15 protein-coding genes are annotated in these 20,169 nt (G+C 62.4%); 10 read left to right on the top strand and 5 right to left on the bottom strand.

The window, feature by feature from the left end; all coding sequences use genetic code 11:
* Positions 1-118 precede the first annotated feature (118 nt).
* Entirely contained in the window at positions 119-1,864 is a 1,746-nt protein-coding gene (locus CRO75_RS23945; RefSeq protein ID WP_275657185.1) for a restriction endonuclease, read from the top strand.
* Between the two features lie 251 nt (positions 1,865-2,115).
* Here the strand turns inward: CRO75_RS23945 and CRO75_RS23940 are convergent, their stop codons facing one another.
* Positions 2,116-2,811, bottom strand: coding sequence for a hypothetical protein (locus CRO75_RS23940; protein WP_177409784.1), 696 nt, complete (start codon positions 2,809-2,811; stop codon positions 2,116-2,118).
* Positions 2,812-3,191: 380 nt separating this feature from the next.
* Entirely contained in the window at positions 3,192-4,205 is a 1,014-nt protein-coding gene (locus CRO75_RS23935; protein WP_097138639.1) for a hypothetical protein, read from the bottom strand.
* A 338-nt stretch (positions 4,206-4,543) separates the two neighbouring features.
* Between CRO75_RS23935 and CRO75_RS23930 the strand changes: the two genes are divergently transcribed.
* Positions 4,544-4,840, top strand: a complete 297-nt coding sequence (locus tag CRO75_RS23930; RefSeq protein ID WP_177409783.1) for a DUF6388 family protein — start codon at positions 4,544-4,546, stop codon at positions 4,838-4,840.
* Positions 4,841-4,906: 66 nt separating this feature from the next.
* On the opposite strand, the gene nadC is transcribed toward CRO75_RS23930, so the two are convergent.
* A complete protein-coding gene (nadC, locus tag CRO75_RS23925; protein WP_009046940.1) occupies positions 4,907-5,755 on the bottom strand; it encodes a carboxylating nicotinate-nucleotide diphosphorylase in 849 nt (282 codons plus the stop codon).
* A gap of 342 nt (positions 5,756-6,097) precedes the next feature.
* Here nadC and CRO75_RS23920 point away from each other — a divergent pair, with 342 nt between their 5' ends.
* From CRO75_RS23920 to CRO75_RS23905, 4 genes are all read left to right on the top strand, one after another.
* Positions 6,098-8,302 carry a DUF1631 domain-containing protein gene (locus CRO75_RS23920; RefSeq protein ID WP_097138635.1) on the top strand — a complete coding sequence of 735 codons (2,205 nt, stop codon included), beginning with the start codon at positions 6,098-6,100 and terminating at the stop codon, positions 8,300-8,302.
* Between the two features lie 62 nt (positions 8,303-8,364).
* Positions 8,365-8,925 (top strand): 1,6-anhydro-N-acetylmuramyl-L-alanine amidase AmpD, encoded by a 561-nt coding sequence (gene ampD, locus CRO75_RS23915; RefSeq protein ID WP_097138633.1) that lies wholly within the window; start codon positions 8,365-8,367, stop codon positions 8,923-8,925.
* Positions 8,922-9,758: a regulatory signaling modulator protein AmpE gene (gene ampE / locus CRO75_RS23910; protein ID WP_097138631.1), complete on the top strand. Its 837-nt coding sequence runs from the start codon at positions 8,922-8,924 to the stop codon at positions 9,756-9,758. The genes ampD and ampE overlap by 4 nt, the downstream gene beginning before the upstream one ends.
* Positions 9,759-9,960: 202 nt before the next feature.
* Complete coding sequence (locus CRO75_RS23905) at positions 9,961-11,991, top strand: methyl-accepting chemotaxis protein (protein WP_097138629.1); 2,031 nt, start codon at positions 9,961-9,963, stop codon at positions 11,989-11,991.
* 1 nt (position 11,992) lies between these two features.
* Here the strand turns inward: CRO75_RS23905 and CRO75_RS23900 are convergent, their stop codons facing one another.
* Both CRO75_RS23900 and cra read right to left on the bottom strand, forming a co-directional pair.
* Entirely contained in the window at positions 11,993-12,781 is a 789-nt protein-coding gene (locus tag CRO75_RS23900; RefSeq protein ID WP_097138627.1) for a TatD family hydrolase, read from the bottom strand.
* A 2-nt stretch (positions 12,782-12,783) separates the two neighbouring features.
* Positions 12,784-13,779, bottom strand: a complete 996-nt coding sequence (cra, locus tag CRO75_RS23895; protein ID WP_009042138.1) for a catabolite repressor/activator — start codon at positions 13,777-13,779, stop codon at positions 12,784-12,786.
* 296 nt (positions 13,780-14,075) lie between these two features.
* Between cra and ptsP the strand changes: the two genes are divergently transcribed.
* The 4 genes from ptsP to CRO75_RS23875 all read left to right on the top strand — a co-directional run.
* On the top strand, positions 14,076-16,937 hold the full coding sequence (gene ptsP / locus CRO75_RS23890; RefSeq protein ID WP_097138624.1) for a phosphoenolpyruvate--protein phosphotransferase: 2,862 nt from the start codon (positions 14,076-14,078) through the stop codon (positions 16,935-16,937).
* Positions 16,937-17,878, top strand: a complete 942-nt coding sequence (gene pfkB / locus CRO75_RS23885; RefSeq protein WP_097138623.1) for a 1-phosphofructokinase — start codon at positions 16,937-16,939, stop codon at positions 17,876-17,878. The genes ptsP and pfkB overlap by 1 nt, the downstream gene beginning before the upstream one ends.
* An 11-nt stretch (positions 17,879-17,889) precedes the next feature.
* The gene (locus CRO75_RS23880; RefSeq protein ID WP_097138621.1) at positions 17,890-19,632 is read left to right on the top strand and encodes a PTS fructose-like transporter subunit IIB; all 1,743 of its coding nucleotides are present in this window, start codon (positions 17,890-17,892) and stop codon (positions 19,630-19,632) included.
* 324 nt (positions 19,633-19,956) lie between these two features.
* On the top strand, positions 19,957-20,169 hold a 213-nt coding region (locus CRO75_RS23875), incomplete at its 3' end, for a helix-turn-helix domain-containing protein (protein ID WP_139217379.1).

The raw sequence follows: 20,169 nt of genomic DNA, 5'->3' as shown, positions 1-20,169 counted from the left end.
AGGCTCTGGCACTACAGAACAGGCCCCGCTCGCAGCCAGTCAGGCTATAAGCAACACCAATACGTCACTGGACCCGCATCGAGTACGCGAACTGACGTTCATAGGAGTAGGTAGTAGTGTGGCCTATCTGCTGAATGAACTTAATGGTCGCTTTACAGAAGACGGAGTAACTTCACCACTTTCAGGAAAAGTCAGTATTGTCGGCAAGGAGGACTCTTGGTCGCCGAACGTTCGTGGTCAGGGCTATCTCAATCAGCCAACCGAACTCGTCAGTCAATGGGGGCAGCAGGTACCGGCATATGACCCCAGTTATGCTGACCGTAGTGAATTCGCTGCAGGCAACCAACAACAGTTGATACGAGCAATAGGGTTGGGCGCAGAGCATCTGGAGGCGCTGGTGACGAGCATTACACGACTGGATGACAACTGCTTCCGAATCCAGTTGGACAATGGTCAGGCTCTGGACAGTCGGCAGGTTGTATTGGGGGCTGGTGGCGGGCCTCATACCAGTATCTGGAACAGTGCTACACCATACACTCAAGCAGAAAAACGACTGGACAACATCAAATTGCATGATCAGGAAGCCTTGCGTGGCAAGGTGTTGGACCTGGATGAGTTTATGCGGGCGAGTGATGCCTCTCCGCAGAGGTTTGCTGGAAAAACAGTGGTGGTACATGGACCAAATGCTGGTATTGATGCAGTTGAACGCGCCGGAAAGCTTGGGGCAAATGTGCTTTGGTTTACCCGCAGTACCAATCCGCTGCTGCTAGATGGAAACCACCTAAAGTTTGCACCAGCGTTGGCTCAACGCGCCTTGCATAAAGTGGATGCGCTAGATATATATCCAATCAAACAAGGGGACGAGTCGGCATTGCGACTGAATTACAGTTCGCCAGGACAAGGTTCCCAAGAACCCAAAAAAAACCTGGAGGCGGATTATTACGTTTATGCCTTGGGTCAAGATATTCATAAGCAGGGTAGTGCTGGAGCCATGCTAGGTAGTCTTCTTGATCATCTGGAGCCTGTATATGACTACGATCAAGTCTATAGCGACCAGCCCTACAAGACAGTAATAGGCTTACAAAGTCGCGGCTCCAATAGCGATAACGGCTTGATTATTGTTGGGGCGGCGGTTGCCCAGTTGGCTGGTAATGTTCAGCATAGCTACAAGGATCATGCTCTAGACCGCATATTTGAGGAAATGACCAGGTTTCCAGGCAAACAGGCAGAAGAGTTGTCGCAAATGTTGTTAGAGGGTGCGACATCGAAGCAGGTCCAGGCACATCTGCAAACTTGGCAAGTTGATAGCGCTCAATCGCCCGACAAGCAGGTATTGCAGAATCAAGTAGAAGATTATTTGGCGGCCCGCGACTACTTTCAGCAACAAACTGACGAAAAAAAGGGCAACCTGCGCGGGGTCGCCGCAGAGGTGGAAAATCAAACCTTGACCGAGGTGGCATCTGTCATCGTGTCGCCACAGTTAGGCACGGTCAAGGCCTCGGCTGCAGCATTGTCGGGACTGATGCCAGCTTATGTGGCCAATGGCGAAAATAACTTTACCACCGACAATCGCACCATGCTCCGCGCAGGCATTGCAGATAGATACCCGAATATAGGTAACGCTGAAGCCAGTGGGTTTATCGATGAAGTAGTTGGTTTGCGTCACCTTGATCGTCAGCGTTTTATTGACAAAGTAGCAGGCGAAATGATGGACAAAGGAGTCCAACCATTGGTGTCATTGCAGCCCCCGGTACTTGGTGTCCCGGAGCCGGTCAGGACTGCTTATGAGGCGCGCTTGCAAGCATTGAATTCTGGAGCGCGCGATGATACGCCGTTAAGTCAGCGCTGGTTGCCCGAAAAATAGTTCCAGAGGCGAATTGCGAATATTAGGCCTTGTCCGGATGCCTGTTTTTTTCGATGTGCGGTGTTTGATCCTTCACCGCACAACCGCCGAATTCACACTTCCTCCCCACACTCGTTCGCCCTCATGCAGTTACGCTTCACTTCGTTCGCTGTGGTCAGCTCACGGCGGGACTTTCACCCACAAGACTGCGCCCATGCTGGGAACACCAATCATATGCGAAAGGGCATCACACCTCGCTGAGCGGCTCCCAGCTATGTGAATGCCAATGACGTGCGGGTAATGGTGACAAGGCGAAGGATGCGGTCGACCGGGCGGTACTCCAGGGCCACAACTACACGTTCCGGGTGGCCGCCAACTCGCGGGAACTCAAGCAGGATGTTGAATTTGCTGAGCTGGTGGGTCGGTTGGCTCACCCACTCGAGGTTGTACAGGTAGTTCATCCGCAGCTTGCTTCGGATTGCGGTCTCAAGCTCGGCCTTGGTCAGTTCTGCCAGGCCGGCCTTTTGCAGTTTTCCTAGCTTCGTGGTCTGAAGGTACTTTTCGAACTTGGCATCCTCAATGAGGACCGTGAACTCTGCCAGCGGTGCTACAGCAGGCGACATGGCCCTTACCGCGATCTCCAGGTCGTCGTCGGTGAGATCGAGCAGCAGGCGTTCAGGCTTGTATGAGAGGAATGTGCCGAAGTAGATCGACTGAATGCTCCTGAGTCGGAAACCCTGTGTCACGTAGTCATGCTGGTGGAGGTTGAAATCCTGCGTGTTCGGTCGATCATCTTCGTGCCCCATGATGACTGTGCCGCCATGCTTGATCACATAATTCATCAGGTTCAGCGAGGTGAAGGTTTTGGCTGCGCTTGAGTAAGTGCACGGCAAGTAGCCGACGTAGGCAGGAAGCTGCTGGAGTTTGGAGTCGACGGCAGCAATAGCACCTGCGGACAGGTTGTTCACGTACAGGACGAAGCACGTAAGTATTTAGCGCTTGAGAGTTAGTGGATCGCTCGACTTTTCATTTCGCACTGCGAAATATGGGGTGGTGGTATGCCGCTGGGGGGGTGGGCCTCCAGTAGCATTTTGAGACCAGGGTAGGCGAGAGGGGGGGCGCTGAAGATTTGGGGTTGCAGGCTCAAGCAGGTGGGCGGCTGGTGGGGCGCAAGAGGGGTGAGTGCCTTATTGAGTACCTTTTTCTTCCCTGTACTGGTTTTGTGTAGAGTTTTAGATGGGTTTGGTGAGTTGAGTTTCACTCCTGTCTCGGCACCAGTTGGCAGTTCAAGACGTATAAACAACAAAGCCCGCATCGAGCGGGCTTTGTCGTGTTTATTGGCCTTGAATCACTTCACCTTGCTTCTCAGATCCTCGAGGCTGCGTTTGAGTTGGTCCAGATTCTGGCCCTGATTGCTGACCTCGCTCTTGAGGCTGGACAGCTCGCTGGAGCTCGAACTGGAGCTTGAGCTGCTGCCACGCTTGAGGTCATCGATCTGATTCGCCAGCTTGTCCAGGGTGCTGGCCTGGCTGCTGACTGTGCTCTTGAGGTTAGACAGCTCGCTGGAGCTCGAACTGGAGCTTGAGCTGCTGCCGCGCTTGAGGTCATCGATCTGACTCGCCAGCTTATCCAGGGTGCTGGCTTGTGTGCTGACCGTGCTCTTTAGGCTATTCAGCTCGCTGGAGCTCGAACTGGAGCTTGAGCTGTTGCCACGCTTGAGCTCCTCGATCTGCTTGCCGAGCTTGTCCAATTCACTGGCCTGGCTACTGACCGTGCTCTTGAGGCTGTTCAGCTCGCTGGAGTTCGAGCTGGAGCTTGAACTGCTGCCACGCTTGAGCTCCTCGATCTGTTTGCCGAGCTTGTCCAGTTCGCTGGCCTGGTCGCTGGTAACGCGCTTGAGGCTGTTCACTTCACTGGCGCTCGAACTGGAGCTTGTGCCGCTGTTGCGCTTGAACTCTTCAAGCTGGGTTTCCAGTTTCTTCAGCTGATTGGCTTGCTCGCCGGTGGTTTTCTTGAGGTTGCTCACCTCGCTGGCAGTGGAGCTGGAGCTGCTGCCGGTGTTGCGTTTGAGCTCTTCGATCAGGCGCGCCTGGCTGTTGACGACGTCCTTGAGCTTTTCCAGCTCGACGCTGCTGCTCTTGAGGCCATCCTGCAGCTTTTGCAGGTCGTCCACGGTGAAGCCGCTGGGGCGGACGGTGTACTTGAGGTCTACTTCCTGGTGCAGGGCCGAGATCCTGTCCGAGTACGAGGCGCTGCTGGAATTGAATTCGACGGCCTGGGCGGGGAGTGACAGGCTGCTGAGGATCAGGGTGGAGAGGCTGGTGGCGAGGAAGGCGGACGAACGCTGAGTGCGGCTGAACATCACTGGGTTTCCTTGTGAAGTGCCGATATGGCACATCGCTATGACTGCGTTCCTGCCTTCTTGTTCCAGGGGCAAGAAGGCGGCTCGGGGAGAGGAATGTAACAACGTATTTTTCGTGAAAGTGCCTTGAGCGAACGGACAGGTTTTTTGTCGGTGCGCTGTAAGGATTCATATGCATCCGCAGACAAAGGCCCTATATTCGCAGCCTGTCTGAATGGTTTTCAGATGATCCCGAATGGTTCACGGCCAGATAAATCGGCTTTCACAGCGTTTTTTTGCGGCAAAGAGATCCCAACGATCCAGATCCATCTTCCATTCCCATGATCAGAGAGAACGAGATGATTCCTAAAGAAGCCAGAATTGACGTAGCCCTTGAAAAGTACCTGGCTGCCACGCCTTCCTTGCAGGAAGAAATCAGCGCCCTGAGCCCGCAGGAGCAGAAGCAACAGGCCCTGTGGGCGTTCGAGGACGAAGCGGAGTCGCGCGGCATCGAGCCGTGGGAGCTTGTGCTGGAATTGATCGCCGAGTCGCCCGAGGAACTCAAGGCCATGCGGCTGGAGGTCCACCAGGAAGTCGCTGAGGCCCTGGGCATGGACCTTCAGGACTACCTGGAACTCAACGAAATCGACGACTGATGCAAAAACGCCAGCCTTTCAGGGGCTGGCGTTTTTCTTTGGGGTACTGCGCAAAGCTTTTGAAAATCAGAGGCTCAAGCGCATCGACAGGTCGACCGCCTTCACATCCTTGGTCATCGCCCCGATCGAAATGTAATCGACGCCGGTCTCGGCGATCGGGCGCAAGGTGCTTTCATTGATCCCGCCGCTGGCTTCCAGCTTGGCTTTGCCGGCATTCAGGCGAACCGCTTCACGCATGTCGTCCAGGCTCAACTCGTCGAGCATGATGATGTCCGCGCCCGCCGCCAGGGCTTCCTTGAGTTCTTCCAGGCTTTCCACTTCGACTTCCACCGGCTTGCCCGGGGCGATCTTGTGGGCGGCGCTAATCGCCTGGGCGATACCGCCGCACGCGGCAATATGGTTTTCCTTGATCAGGAAGGCGTCGTAAAGGCCGATGCGGTGGTTGTGGCAGCCACCACAGGTCACCGCGTACTTCTGCGCCAGGCGCAGCCCTGGCAGGGTCTTACGGGTATCCAGCAACTTGACCTGGGTATCGGCGACGAAGTCGGCGTAGTACTGCGCGCGGGTGGCCACGCCGGATAGCAACTGCAGGAAGTTCAGGGCGCAGCGTTCGCCGCTGAGCAGCGAACGGGCCGGACCTTCGAGGTGGAACAGGGCCTGGTTGGGGCTGACGCGCTCGCCGTCACGCACCTGCCAATGCACGGCGACCCGCGGGTCGAGCTGGCGGAACACCGCGTCGACCCAGGCCGTGCCACTGATGATCGCCGCTTCGCGGGTAATGATGGTGGCTTTGGCCAGGCGTTCGGCCGGGATCAGTTGCGCGGTGATATCGCCGCTGCCGATGTCTTCCAGCAACGCACGGCGCACGTTGGCTTCGATTTCGGCGGTCAGGTCGGCGAGGCGTAGATTCGGCATAGCGGGCTCCACAAACAAAGTGGCCCGATTATAGGGCCATGGCGCAAGCGAACCCAAGGCGGCGCCCCTCCAGTACCTGCATTTGGTCGCCTGGCATGAGCCGTTTGCGAGAAAGGGCGGTCGCTATATGAGCACTATTTCAAAGCCCGCGCAGAGTCTGCTGGCACAAGAAGGGGCTTTTGCCAGATAATCCGACTTCTAATTGACGTCATAGCTTTGACGTTTGCCTGGCTCCCCACTATTTGAAATGCAGCGGTGCGTATCGATGCCCGCTGGGACTCGACTGTGAGCGTCGACCGACCTTTTCTTGCGCGGCAGAGAAAAACCTTTCAGGAGGCTTGGATGCACAACGACGGGAATGTAGTGCCTTTGCACAAGGCCGCTACGGATCAGGCGACCGCTTCGCCACTCGCCCGCCTGCCTGTGATTCTGCTTCAGGTCCGTGACAAGGCCGCCCAGCAACTGCGCCATGGCCTGCAGGAACTGTTCGATAACGCCGACGACACCTTGTTCGAGATGGCCGACCGGGCCCAGAACAATGTCGACCAGAACACCTTTTTCGAAGCCATGCGCGACCTGCGCCTGAAACGCAAAAGCATCGAGCGCGGCTTCCTGGAAAAACTCTTCGAGGCCTTTGTCGACCTGGTCCAGTACGACCCCGCGCCGGCGATCGCCCAGGCCGTCGCCTACGTCCCACCCGCTGACACCTGCCAGGATGACCTGGAGCGCACCGTGGCCCTCGAGGCGATGGTCGCCAAGGCGGGCAACCGCGACGGTTTTGCCCTTGGCCAGCTCACCGCGCGCCTGAGCGCGCTGCTGGGCAAGCACCTGGATGACCGCAGCAACCCCTTGGGCCCGGCCATGCTCTGCGAGTATTTCCTCGAGTCCGGGCGCAGCCTGGGGGTGGAGATCAAGGTCAAGCTGATCGTTCTCAAACTGTTCGAACGTTATGTGCTCAGCGAAGCCGACCAGCTGTACGCCGAAGCCAATCAGCTGTTGGCCGCCACGGGCGTGTTGCCGGAGCTCAAGCCCGCGCCGGCGCGCCGGTCTATCGACCAGGCGGCCGCGAGTATCCAGGCCACGCCGGAGCCCGGCGTGGCGCAGATGGACGAAAGCGTTCAGCAAGTGTTCGCCGCCTTGCAGGAGCTGCTGTTGCATGTCCGTGGCAGCGTGGTGCCGACCCTCGAGGCGAGCGCCGAAACCCAGCCCATTTCCACCCGTGACCTGCTGCGCCTGCTGTCTCACCTGCAGCACTACGTGCCGGCCAGCGCCCAGGACGATTTCGACCTGCGCAACCAGCTGGAACAGCTGTTGACCCGGGTCAGCGTAAAGAGCGGCAAGTCGCGGGTGGTCGGAGTGGCCGACGAGGATGTGATCAACCTGGTGGCCATGCTCTTCAAATTCATCCTGGCCGATCGCAACCTGCCGGAGTCCTTGAAGACCCTGATCGGCCGCTTGCAGATCCCCATGCTCAAGGTCGCGGTGCTGGACAAGAGTTTCTTCAGCCGCAGCAGCCATCCCGCCCGCCGCCTGCTCAATGAAATCGCCGCGGCGGCCATGGGCTGGGGCAGTTGCGACGATTATCAGCGCGACAGCCTGTACCTGCGTATCGAGCAGGTGGTGCAGCGGTTGTTGAGTGACTTCGTCGACGACCCGGCGATCTTTTCCGAGCTGCTCGCCGAGTTTCTCGCCTTCACCAGTGACGAGCGGCGCCGCAGCGAGCTGCTGGAACAGCGCACCCGTGACGCCGAAGAGGGCCGGGCCAAGGCTGAACTGGCGCGCCGTCGCGTCGAGCAGGCGTTGAACGAGGAGTTGCTGGGCAAGGTCCTGCCGCTGACGGTCGTCGAGTTCGTGCAACAGGCCTGGAGCAAGGTCTTGCTGCTGGCCTGTCTCAAGCATGGCGAGCAGTCCAGCGAATGGCGCCAAGGGCTGCAGACCATGGAGCAACTGATCTGGAGCGTGCAGCGTCACACCGATCCGGATGCCGCCATGCAGTTGCTGGCGCTGGTGCCCGACCTGCTCAAGGCGCTGCGCGACGGCTTGAACAGCGCGGCGTTCGATCCATTCGCCACCAGCGAGTTCTTCAGCCAGTTGGAAGCCTTGCACCTGCAGGCGTTCGAGCACTTTGCTCAGAACGCCGGGCAGCATCGGCCGGGCGTGGCGGACGAGCAGCCAGCGATGGTCGCGGTCGAGGAGCAAATCACCCTGCCCTGTGCCGAAGAGGGCCCGCTGGAGGCCGCGCCCCTGGCGCTGGCGGCCAACGATCCCGGGTTGCTGCGGGTCGAACAGCTGCGGCTGGGGGCCTGGGTCGAATTCCTCGAGGACGAGGACAACAGCGTGCGCTGCAAGCTGGCGGCCATCGTGCAACCCGGCGACAAGTACATCTTCGTCAACCGCACCGGCATGAAGGTCCTGGAGCGCACCCGGGTCGGCCTGGCCCTGGAGTTTCAGCGCGGGGCCGTGCGTGAGCTGGACGACACCTTGCTGTTCGACCGGGCGCTGGAATCGGTGATCGGCAGTTTGCAGCGACTCAATCGCGGCAAGTGATCGCAACCTGGGCGTGGAACGCGGCATACTGAGCCGTCACAGGCTTCGTTGAAGGAATCGGTATGCAGTTGGACCCCGCAAGCGGCTGGTGTCACGGCGTTCGCCATTGCCCGTCACCCAATTTCAACGCACGCCCCGCGGATGAAATTTCCCTGCTGGTGATCCACAACATCAGCCTGCCGCCGGCCCAGTTCGCGACGGGCAAAGTGCAGGAATTCTTCCAGAACCGTCTCGATGCCACAGAGCACCCCTATTTTGCCGGGATCGCCGACCTGCGCGTGTCCGCGCATTTTTTGATCGAACGTGACGGAACCGTGACTCAGTTTGTCTCCTGTCTGGACCGCGCCTGGCACGCTGGCGTGTCGTGGTTCGACGGGCGCGAAAGCTGCAATGATTTTTCCCTGGGGATCGAACTGGAAGGCACCGACGAGCTGCCATTCACCGATGCCCAGTACGACGCGCTGATTGCCTTGACCCGGCAGTTGCGGCAGGCCTTCAAGGCCATCACCCCACAGCGGATTTGTGGGCACAGCGATATCGCTCCGGGGCGCAAGACCGATCCGGGGCCCGGATTCGACTGGGTACGCTATCGCGCGGCCCTGAACGAAGGGGAAGGACAATGAGTTTTCTGGTGTTGTTGCTGGCGGTCTGGATCGAGAAGTTCTCGGCCTTGCGCCAGCGCGTTCAGCATGACGAGCCGTGGCTGCGCCAATTGCTTGGGCAGGAGGCCAGCCCGCGTCTGGCCAAGCATCCCTGGTGGGTGCTGGCGCTGCTGGTGCTGTTGCCGGCAGTGCTGCTGGGGTTGCTGTTGCTGGTCCTGGAGCCGCTGGCCTACGGCCTGCTGGCGTTGCCGGTGCATCTGCTGGTGGTGATCTACAGCCTGGGGCGGGGCGACCTGCTGGGGGAACTCGGACCGTTCCGCGATGCCTGGCGCCGTGAAGACCTGCAAGCCGCGGCGCATGTCGCCAAGCGCGATCTGGATATCTGCGCCGACAGTGGCGAGCAGTTGCTCGAGCGGGTTCAGGGGCATCTGCTGTGGCAGGCCTACCAGAGCTTTTTCGCGGTGATCTTCTGGTACTTCCTGCTGGGCCCGGTGGCCGCATTGAGCTATCGCCTGCTGGCGCTGGCCGCCGAGCACAGCAAGAACCCGGCGGTCGCCGAGCGCGCCGGGCAGCTGCGGCATGCCTTCGACTGGTTGCCGGTACGCCTGCTGGCGGCCAGTTTCGCCCTGGTGGGCAACTTCGTCGCGGTCAGCCGCGTAATGCTCCACGAACTGCTGAATTGGAACATCAGCGCCGCGCAGTTGGTGGAAAAGGTCGGCCTGGTCGCCGCGGAAATCCCCGCGCCGCTCACCGGGCCGGACGGCATTGTCAGCCTGGACCGGATCTGGGAGCTGTTGCTGCGGGCCGCGGTGCTCTGGTACGCCGGTTTCGCCCTGTGGACCGTGCTGCCCTGACGACAAGCAGCGACTGAGCGCTGGCGAGCCGCGGTCTCGCCAGCGCAACTGAAGCCTTCCATCCGTCCGCCGTCCCCGCGGTTAACCTTAAGTTACAAACCCTCTTGCCGATTTGAGCTATACAGAAGCAGCGCCAAATAGTGGCTATCTGCCGTCTTCGCGTACCTGCCAATAAAAATAAAAGCAAAAAGGGAGACTTCTTGTGAAGAGCTTGCTCTATCCCGCCATTGCCCTGATGAACCGCCTGAGCTTCGGCATGAAGTTCAGCCTGATCAGCGTGCTGTTTTTCCTGCCGATGCTGGTCACCAACTTTTATCTGGTGCGCGATTCCTACCGTGAATTCCAGGGCACCCAGGTCGAGCTGCAGAGCCTGGACCTGCTGGGCAGCAGCCTGACCCTGCGCCGTGACCTGGAAACCCTGAACAACCTGGTGCAGATCAACGCGACCCTGGGGCAGTCCGGCAAGGCCGGGGATATCGAGAGCAAGATCGTTGCCCTGGAAAAGTCCGTGCTCGAACGCTTGCAGAGCCTGGCCGCGGTCACCGTGGACCCCGAGCAGATCGGCGTATTCGACGGCAAACGCGATGAAATGATCGCCGCCTTCAAGGCGCAACAGGCGGAAAGCTCGCTGCAAAGCAAAAGCGCGCTGATCGGCAAGCTCCTGGGCAGTGCGCAGATTTTCAGCCAGATCATCGCCAGCCAGTCCGGCCTGAGCCGCGATACCCAGAGCGATGTGCGGCAGTTGAGCGAACTGCTGACCAGCGTCACGCCGCAGGTCACGCAGGTTCTTGGCGAAGGCCGGGCGATGGGCTCGTATTCCCTGGGCCAGGGCTTTCTCAACTCATCCGCCAGCACCCGTTTCGACGAGTTGCTGGTGCAGATCGAAAAACTCCAAGCCGAATACGGCCTGAAACTGCAGGATGCGCTGGGCTCGAGCAAGGCCGCCCAGGGCGCGCTGAATGCCCAGGCCAGCGCCAGCAAGGGCAGCCTCAAGCAAGCCAGCGAGCTGTTCGAAGAGCAGGTGGTGATGGCCGATACCCTGGATGCGCCCTGGCAGGGCTTTTATGAGCAGGTCAGCGGGCTGATGGCGCAGACCTACCAGCTCAACGAGGCGACCCTGAAGTTCCTCGGCGAAGAGCTGCAGCAGCGGCTGGGGCAGAACCGCACACACATGTTGCTGCTGGTGGCGGCGCTGGCGGCGGTGTTCCTGCTGATCTTCTATCTCTACGGCGCGTTCTACGTCTCGACCCGCACCACCCTCAAGCGCCTGGGCGCGATGATGGACAAGGTGGCGGCCGGCGACATGACCGTCACCTTCGATGCCCAGAGCCGCGATGAGCTGGGGGAACTGGGCACTGTGTTCAACGGCACCGTGGCGAAGATCCATGACCTGATCGAGCGGGTGGGCAAGACCGTCGGCGAAGTCGAGCACCAGGCCGGGCAGGTGGAAGCCGTGTCGGCCCAGAGCAACCAGGCGGTGGCTGGGCAGCGCAGCCAGATCGAGCAGGTGGCGACGGCGATGAACCAGATGTCCGCCACGTCCCAGGAAGTCGCGCGCAGCGCCGCGGCGGCGGTCAGCAGCGCCCACAGCGTCAACGACGAGACCATCAGCGGGCGCGGGCTGGTGGAATCCCAGCAAGGCAGCATTGCCCGGTTGGCCAGCGAGATCGACCAGTCGGTGCTGGTGATCAATCAGCTGGCCAGCGACAGCCAGGCCATCAGCCGGGTGCTGGAAGTCATCAAGAGCATCGCCGAGCAGACCAACCTGCTGGCCCTCAACGCTGCCATCGAAGCGGCCCGCGCTGGTGAGCAGGGCCGGGGCTTCGCGGTGGTGGCCGACGAAGTGCGGACCCTGGCCAAGCGTACCCAGCAATCGACCGAGGAAATCGAGCAGATGATCGTCAAGCTCCACGGCGGCGTGGGGGCTGCGGTCAAGGCCATGGGCATCAGCCATGAAATGGCCAATGGCACGGTCGGGCAGTCGGAAAAGGTCCAGCAGGCGCTGGAGAACATCCTCGGCGCGGTGGGCATGATCGTCGACCAGAACCAGCAGATCGCCGCGGCGGTGGAGCAGCAGACCGCGGTGGCCCACGACATCGATCAGAACATCGTCGAGATCAACCGCGCCGGCGAGCGCACCGCCGAAGGTGCGTACCAAACTGAAAACGCCAGCCGCCAGCTGTCCGCGCAGGTGGTGCAGCTGAAGCAGTTGATCAGCGCCTTCCGGGTCTGATTCAGGCGTTGTGCGGCCAGCCGAACAGCGCGCAGGCGTTGGCGGTACTGGCCGCCGCCAGCTGTTCGGGGCTGACGGCCATGATCTCGGCCAGGGCCGCGCAGATCTCCGGCAGGTGTTGCGGGCTGTTGCGTTGGCCGGGGTACATGGCCGGCGCCATGTCCGGCGAGTCGGTTTCCAGCACCACCGCGTCCAGCGGCAAGTCGGCGATGACCTTGCGCAGGCGCAGGGCCTGCGGCCAGGTTGCGGCGCCCCCCAAGCCCAGTTTGAACCCCAGCTTGAGGTACTCGCGGGCTTCCTCGCGGCTGCCGGCGAAGGCGTGGATGATGCCGGCGCGCTTGAGCTTGAAGCGCTTGAGGGTGGCAATCACCGCGGCATGGCTGCGCCGTACATGGAGCAGGGCCGGCAGTTGGAAGTCCGCGGCCAGTTGCAGTTGCGCTTCGAACAGTTGCTGCTGGCGCTGGCGATCCAGCTGCTCGAGAAAATAATCCAGGCCGAACTCACCCACCGCGCACAGCTGCGGATGGCCCGCCAGGCGGCTCAGCCAGTCGCCCAGCTCAACCAGGTCGGCCGGGCTGTGCTCGTCGAGATAGACCGGGTGCAGGCCGAAGGCGGCGTGCAGGTCGGCATCGCTCTGCACCAGCTCCCAGAGCCGCTGCCAATTGCGCTGATAAACCCCCAGCACCACCATCCGCCGCACGCCGAGGGCGCGGCTGGCCGCCAGCAGCGCCTGACGATCCGCGTCGAAATCCGGAAAATCCAGATGGGTGTGGCTGTCGATCAGTTCCACGTTCAAGCCTCGTGAATGCGCTGCTTGAAGGTCCGGGCGATGGCGTTGACGCCGGGTTGGTAATGGGCTTCTTCAATGGCGGCCAGGGCCAGTTGCAGGGCCTTGTCGGCGATCAGCTGGTGCTGCTGGGCCATGGCATTGACCGGCAGCGGCAAAAAGTCCAGCAACTGGGTATCACCGAAGGTGCCCAGGCGCAGCGGCCGCGACTTGAGCGGGAAGTCGTGCAGCGCGTCGAACACCCCTTGCAGCAACACATAGGAGGTGGTCACCAGGGCATCCGGCAGATGGCCCAGGCGCTCCAGCAGCGCTACCATCAACTGGCGCCCGCAGTCGCGGCTGAAGGCTTCGCCCTGTTCGATCAGCACCTGGCCGTCGAAACCTTCCAGCGCCTGTTTGAAGCCGGCGGCGCGTTCGCGGCTGATGCCCAGCTCGGGGCGGGCGCCGATCAGGGCGATCTGCCGCGGCTGGGGCTGCAGCAGACTGCGGGTCAGTTGCAGGCTGGCTTGCTGGTCGTCGCTGATCACCGAGCAGAAAAACTCCGGTTCCATCACCCGGTCGATGGCGATGATCGGTAGGCCCTGGGCCTGCAACAGACGATAGGTGTCATCCTCCGGCGGCAGGCAACTGGCGACGAACAGCGCATCGCAGCGGCGCGCGCGGAACAGTTGCAGCAACTGCCGCTCGCTGTCCGGGGCATCGTCGGAGCTGGCGATCAGCAGCTGGTAGCCACGGGCGCGGGCACCTTGCTCGAGCAACTTGGCAATGCGCGCGTAACTGGGGTTTTCCAGGTCCGGCAGGATGAAACCCAGGGTCCGGGTCCGCCGACTGCGTAGCCCGGCGGCTTGAGGGTTGGGCGTGAAGCCATGCTCCTCGACCACCGCCCGGACCCGTTCGACGGTCGCGTTGCTGATGCGTTGCTGTTCGGCCTTGCCGTTGATGACGTAGCTGGCGGTGGTGACGGACACACCGGCCAGTCTGGCGATATCGCTGAGTTTCAACCCGGGTTTTCCTTGTTTTCTGGAGCTTGCCCCGACATTTTCGCCAATCCTAACCGATATGGGCAGGCGACCAATGTCGGAACGTGCAACCGACAGGTAGGACTTCAAGGATGATTGATTATCGAGTAACGTGCCCGTCATTGTAGATTAAACGTTTCAGCACGCGTATTTTCTAGGAATATAAGCAAACGGAAACAGGGCCTTGCCAAGCCGACGGTCCCGTTTGTGGCATTAACGCCGCCTGGCTGATTCACTCAAAACAATACCTAGCGCCCCAGCGCTAAATAGGAGAAAGCATGCTCGAGCTCACTATTGAGCAGATATCCATGGGCCAGTCGGCTGTGGATAAGTCCGCCGCACTGCACCTGCTCGCCGACAAACTGGTGGCCGACGGCCTGGTCGCCGAAGGTTACCTGGCGGGCCTGCAGGCCCGCGAAGCCCAGGGCTCGACTTTTCTCGGTCAAGGTATTGCCATTCCCCACGGCACCCCGGAAACCCGCGACCAGGTGTTCGCCACTGGCGTGCGCCTGCTGCAATTTCCCGAGGGCGTGGACTGGGGCGATGGCCAGATCGTCTACCTGGCGATCGGCATCGCCGCCAAATCCGACGAACACCTGCGCCTGCTGCAACTCTTGACCCGCGCCCTCGGCGAAACCGACCTGGGCCAGGCCCTGCGTCGCGCCAGCTCGCCCGAAGCCCTGCTGAAACTGCTGCAAGGCGCGCCACAGGAGCTGGCGCTGGATGCGCAGATGATCGGCCTGGGCGTGGCCGCCGAAGATTTCGAAGAACTGGTATGGCGCGGCGCCCGTCTGTTGCGCCAGGCCGACTGCGTCAGCAACGGTTTTGCCGCCGTGCTGCAACAGGTCGAGGCGCTGCCCCTGGGCGATGGCCTGTGGTGGCTGCACAGCGAGCAGACCGTCAAGCGCCCGGGCCTGGCCTTCGTCACCCCGGACAAACCGATTCGTTACCTCGGCCAACCCCTGGCCGGGCTGTTCTGCCTGGCCAGCCTGGGCGAGGCCCACCAGGCCCTGCTTGAGCGTCTGTGCGCGCTGCTGATCGAAGGCCGTGGCCATGAACTGGGCCGGGCCACCAGCAGCCGTGCGGTGCTTGAAGTGCTGGGCGGCGAACTGCCGGCCGACTGGCCGAGCGCGCGCATCGTGCTGGCCAACGCCCACGGCTTGCATGCGCGCCCGGCGAAGATCCTGGCGCAGTTGGCAAAAAGCTTCGAGGGTGAGATCCGCGTGCGCATCCTCGACACACCGGGCTCCGCCGTCTCGGTGAAGAGCCTGAGCAAGCTGCTGAGCCTCGGCGCCCGCCGTGGCCAGACCCTGGAGCTGATCGCCGAACCGAACATCGCCGCCGACGCCCTGCCAGCCTTGCTGGCGGCCATCGCCGAAGGGCTGGGGGAGGAAGTCGAGCCGGTGGCGCAAGCCAGCGTGCCCCAGGACGTGCCGGAAGAAATCGAGGTGCCCATCAGCGCGCCGGCTTCCGGCAGCCTGGTCCAGGCCATCCCGGCGGCGCCCGGCATCGCCATCGGCCCGGCGCATATCCAGGTGATCCAGCCTTTCGATTACCCGTTGCGCGGCGAATCCACCGCCAGCGAGCGCGAGCGTCTGCAACAGGCCCTGGCCGAGGTACGCCAGGACATCGACGGCCTGATCCAGCGCAGCAAGGCCAAGGCGATTCGCGAGATTTTCGTGACCCACCAGGAAATGCTCGACGACCCGGAACTGACCGACGAAGTCGACACCCGCCTCAAGCAGGGCGAAAGCGCCGCAGCGGCCTGGATGACGGTGATCGAAGCCGCCGCCCGGCAACAGGAAGCCTTGCACGATGCGCTGCTGGCCGAACGCGCCGCCGACCTGCGGGACATCGGCCGCCGGGTGCTGGCCCAGCTGTGCGGAGTGCAGACCCCGGTCGAGCCGGACGAACCCTACATCCTGGTGATGGATGAGGTCGGCCCGTCGGACGTGGCGCGCCTCGATCCGGCGCGGGTGGCCGGCATTCTTACTGCCCGTGGCGGCGCCACCGCCCACAGCGCGATCGTCGCCCGCGCCCTGGGGATTCCGGCGCTGGTCGGCGCCGGGGCTGGCGTGCTGCTGCTCAAGCCGGGCACGCCGCTGCTGCTCGATGGCCAGCGCGGTCGCCTGCATGTGGACGCCGATGCCGGCACCCTGCAACGGGCCACCGAAGAGCGTGATACCCGCGAGCAACGGCTCAAGGCCGCCGCCGAACAGCGCCATCAACTGGCGCACACCACCGACGGCCATCACGTCGAGGTCTTCGCCAATATCGGTGAAAGCGCCGGGGTGACCAGCGCCGTGGACAACGGCGCCGAAGGCATTGGCCTGCTGCGTACCGAACTGATTTTCATGGCCCACCCGCAAGCGCCGGACGAAGCCACCCAGGAAGCCGAATACCGCCGCGTGCTCGATGGCCTGGCCGGGCGGCCGCTGGTGGTGCGCACCCTGGATGTCGGCGGCGACAAACCGCTGCCGTACTGGCCGATCGCCAAGGAAGAAAACCCCTTTCTCGGCGTGCGCGGCATCCGCCTGACCCTGCAACGCCCGCAGATCATGGAAGCCCAGCTGCGCGCGCTGTTGCGCTCGGCGGACAACCGCCCGCTGCGGATCATGTTCCCCATGGTCGGCAGCGTCGACGAATGGCGCGCCGCCCGTGACATGACCGAGCGCCTGCGCCTGGAGATCCCGGTGGCCGACCTGCAACTGGGGATCATGATCGAAGTGCCGTCCGCCGCCTTGCTGGCGCCGGTGCTGGCCAAGGAAGTGGACTTCTTCAGCGTCGGCACCAACGACCTGACCCAATACACCCTGGCCATCGACCGTGGTCACCCGACCTTGTCGGCCCAGGCCGACGGCCTGCACCCGGCGGTGCTGCAACTGATCGATATCACCGTGCGCGCGGCCCATGCCCACGGCAAGTGGGTCGGCGTGTGCGGCGAGCTGGCGGCCGATCCGCTGGCGGTGCCGGTGCTGGTCGGCCTGGGTGTGGACGAACTGAGCGTCTCCGGACGCAGCATCGCCGAGGTCAAGGCACGCATTCGCGAACTCAGCCTGACCCAGGCGCAAACCCTTGCTGAACAGGCCCTGGCCGTCGGCAGCGCGAACGATGTGCGCGCCCTTGTGGAGGCCATGTAATGGCAAAGATTCTTACCCTGACCCTGAACCCGGCGCTGGACCTCACCGTCCAGCTGACGCGCCTGGAACCGGGGCAGGTCAACCGCAGCGAAGCCATGCACACTCACGCCGCTGGCAAGGGTGTGAACGTGGCCCAGGTGCTGGCCGACCTTGGCCATCAGCTGACCGTCAGCGGCTTTCTGGGTGCAGACAATCCCCAGGCGTTCGAGACGTTGTTCGCCCGCCGCGGTTTTGTCGACGCCTTTATTCGCGTGCCCGGGGAAACCCGCAGCAACATCAAGCTGGCCGAACAGGATGGGCGCATCACCGATCTCAACGGCCCCGGCCCGGAGGTCGACGCGGCGGCGCAACAGGCGCTGCTCGAACGCCTGGAACAGATCGCCCCGGGGCATGACGCGGTGGTGGTGGCCGGCAGCCTGCCGCGCGGCGTCAGCCCGCAATGGCTGCAAGCCTTGCTGACCCGTCTCAAGGCACTGGGGCTGAAAGTGGCGCTGGACACCAGCGGCGAAGCCCTGCGTGCCGGCCTGGCCGCCGGACCCTGGCTGGTCAAGCCGAACACCGAGGAACTGGCCGAAGCCCTGGGCAGCCCGCTGCTGTCGCTGGCGACCCAGGCCGCAGCCGCCAGGCGCCTGCACGCCCAGGGCGTCGAGCATGTGGTGATTTCCCATGGCGCCGAAGGTGTGAACTGGTTCAGTGCCGCGCCGGCCCTGCAGGCGTTGCCGCCCAAGGTCAGCGTGGCTAGTACCGTCGGCGCTGGCGACTCGTTGCTGGCCGGTATGCTCCACGGCCTGCTCAGCGCCCACGCTTTTGAACAGACCCTGCGCACCGCCACGGCCATCGCCGCTATGGCCGTGACCCAGATCGGTTTCGGCATCACCGATGCCGCGCAGTTGGCACAGCTTGAACAGGGGGTGCGCGTTCATCCCCTCATAGAACAATAAGAGGGTTGGTCATGAAGTTAGCCATTGTTACCGCCTGCCCGAATGGCATGGTCACCAGTGTGCTGTGCGCCCGGTTGCTGGACGCCGCGGCCCAGCGCCAGGGCTGGAGCACCAGCGTCGAAGTGCATGACGAGGCGCACCCGGAACGGCAGTTGTCGGCCGCCACCCTCGAAGCGGCCGAGTGGGTGCTGGTGGTCAGCACCGGGCCTTTGGACATGTCGCGTTTCGTCGGCAAGCGGGTGTTCCAGAGTTCGCCCTCCGTGGCCCTGCAGGACGTCGACGGCGTGCTGCGCCGTGGTGCCGAGGAGGCCCAGGTGTATGCCGCGGCCGAAGCCGTGGCCGAGCCGGCGTCGGCCAGCAAGAACGCCCCCCGGCTGGTGGCGGTCACCGCCTGCCCGACCGGCGTGGCCCACACCTTTATGGCGGCCGAGGCCTTGCAGCAGACCGCCAAGCGCCTGGGTTATGAGCTGCAAGTGGAAACCCAGGGCTCGGTCGGCGCGCGCAACCCGTTGAGCGCCGAGGCCATCGCCGCGGCGGATGTGGTGCTGCTGGCCGCGGACATCGAAGTGCCCACCGAGCGCTTCGCCGGCAAGAAGATTTACCGCTGCGGCACCGGCATCGCCCTCAAGCAAGCCGAGGCGACCCTGAACAAGGCCCTGGCCGAAGGCCAGGTGGAATCGGCAGCGGCGGGCGCTGGCGCGGCGCCGGCCAAGCAAGAGAAAACCGGGGTCTACAAGCACCTGCTGACCGGTGTGTCGTTCATGCTGCCGATGGTGGTGGCGGGGGGCTTGATGATTGCCTTGTCCTTCGTCTTCGGCATCACCGCGTTCAAGGAGGAGGGGACCCTGGCCGCGGCGCTGATGCAGATCGGCGGCGACACCGCGTTCAAGCTGATGGTGCCGCTGCTGGCCGGTTACATCGCCTATTCCATCGCCGACCGCCCGGGCCTGGCGCCGGGGATGATCGGCGGCATGCTCGCCAGCACCCTGGGCGCGGGCTTTATCGGAGGGATCATTGCCGGTTTCATCGCCGGCTATGCGGCCAAGGCCATCAGTAAATACGCGCGCTTGCCCCAGAGCCTGGATGCCTTGAAGCCGATCCTGATCATCCCGTTGCTGGCCAGCCTGTTCACCGGCCTGGTGATGATCTACGTGGTCGGCAAGCCGGTGGCGGGAATGCTCGCCGGCCTGACCCACTTCCTCGACAGCATGGGCACCACCAACGCGATCCTGCTGGGGGTGTTGCTCGGCGGCATGATGTGCGTCGACCTCGGCGGGCCGATCAACAAGGCGGCCTATGCCTTCTCCGTGGGGCTGCTGGCGTCGCAGAGTTATGCACCGATGGCGGCGACCATGGCCGCCGGCATGGTGCCGCCGATCGGCCTGGGCATCGCCACCTTTATCGCCCGGCGCAAGTTCGCCCAAAGCGAGCGTGAAGCCGGCAAGGCGGCGCTGGTGCTGGGGCTGTGCTTTATCTCCGAAGGGGCGATTCCGTTCGCCGCCAAGGACCCGTTGCGGGTGATCCCGGCGAGCATCGCCGGCGGCGCGCTGACCGGGGCGCTGTCGATGTATTTCGGCTGCAAGCTGATGGCGCCCCATGGTGGGTTGTTTGTGATGTTGATTCCGAATGCGATCAATCATGCGTTGTTGTATTTGCTGGCGATTGTCGCGGGGAGTCTGTTGACGGCGGTGGTGTATGCGGTGGTGAAGCGGCCGGAGGCGGCTGAGCTGGCGCTGGAGCCGGTCAAGGCCTGACGGCTGTTCTGCGTTGACTTCGATGGCGCCCGGGTGGCGCCATTGTTGTTTCTGGTGATCGCTGACTCTGTAGGAGTGGTTGGTCGACGTTCGATTGCCTGCGATGGCGGCGGTGGTTTCGCTGCTTGTTTTGGACGGGGTACATATCCATTTCTGCGGTAACGGCCACTTATGGTTTCGCCCTTACGGCGAGTCCCTTTTTACAAACGCCTAAAAAGGAACCAAAAACGCTTGCCGGTATGACTCACCCACATAGGTAACAGAAAAGTTCAAGCACATAGGTAACAGTTTTTAACTGGCAGGGTCGATTCCGAGGAGCTGACCATGCCGTGGCGAGAGCTGAACCCTATGGACCTTAAAGTGATGTTCATTGCCGACTATCTGTCGAGACGCTTTAACTTCCGCGAACTGTGTGCGGCACACAGCATCAGTCGAAAAACGGGCTACAAATGGGTAGCCCGTTACAACGCAGAGGGTGTGCAGGGCTTGGATGAGCGCAGTCGCAGTCGGCATGCTCAGGCACATATCATTCCCTTT

Origin of the sequence: Pseudomonas sp. LAMO17WK12:I10 (assembly GCF_900215185.1) — a bacterium.
GTDB classification, from domain to species: domain Bacteria; phylum Pseudomonadota; class Gammaproteobacteria; order Pseudomonadales; family Pseudomonadaceae; genus Aquipseudomonas; species Aquipseudomonas chlororaphis.
This window is presented reverse-complemented; position numbering and strand designations above follow the sequence as displayed.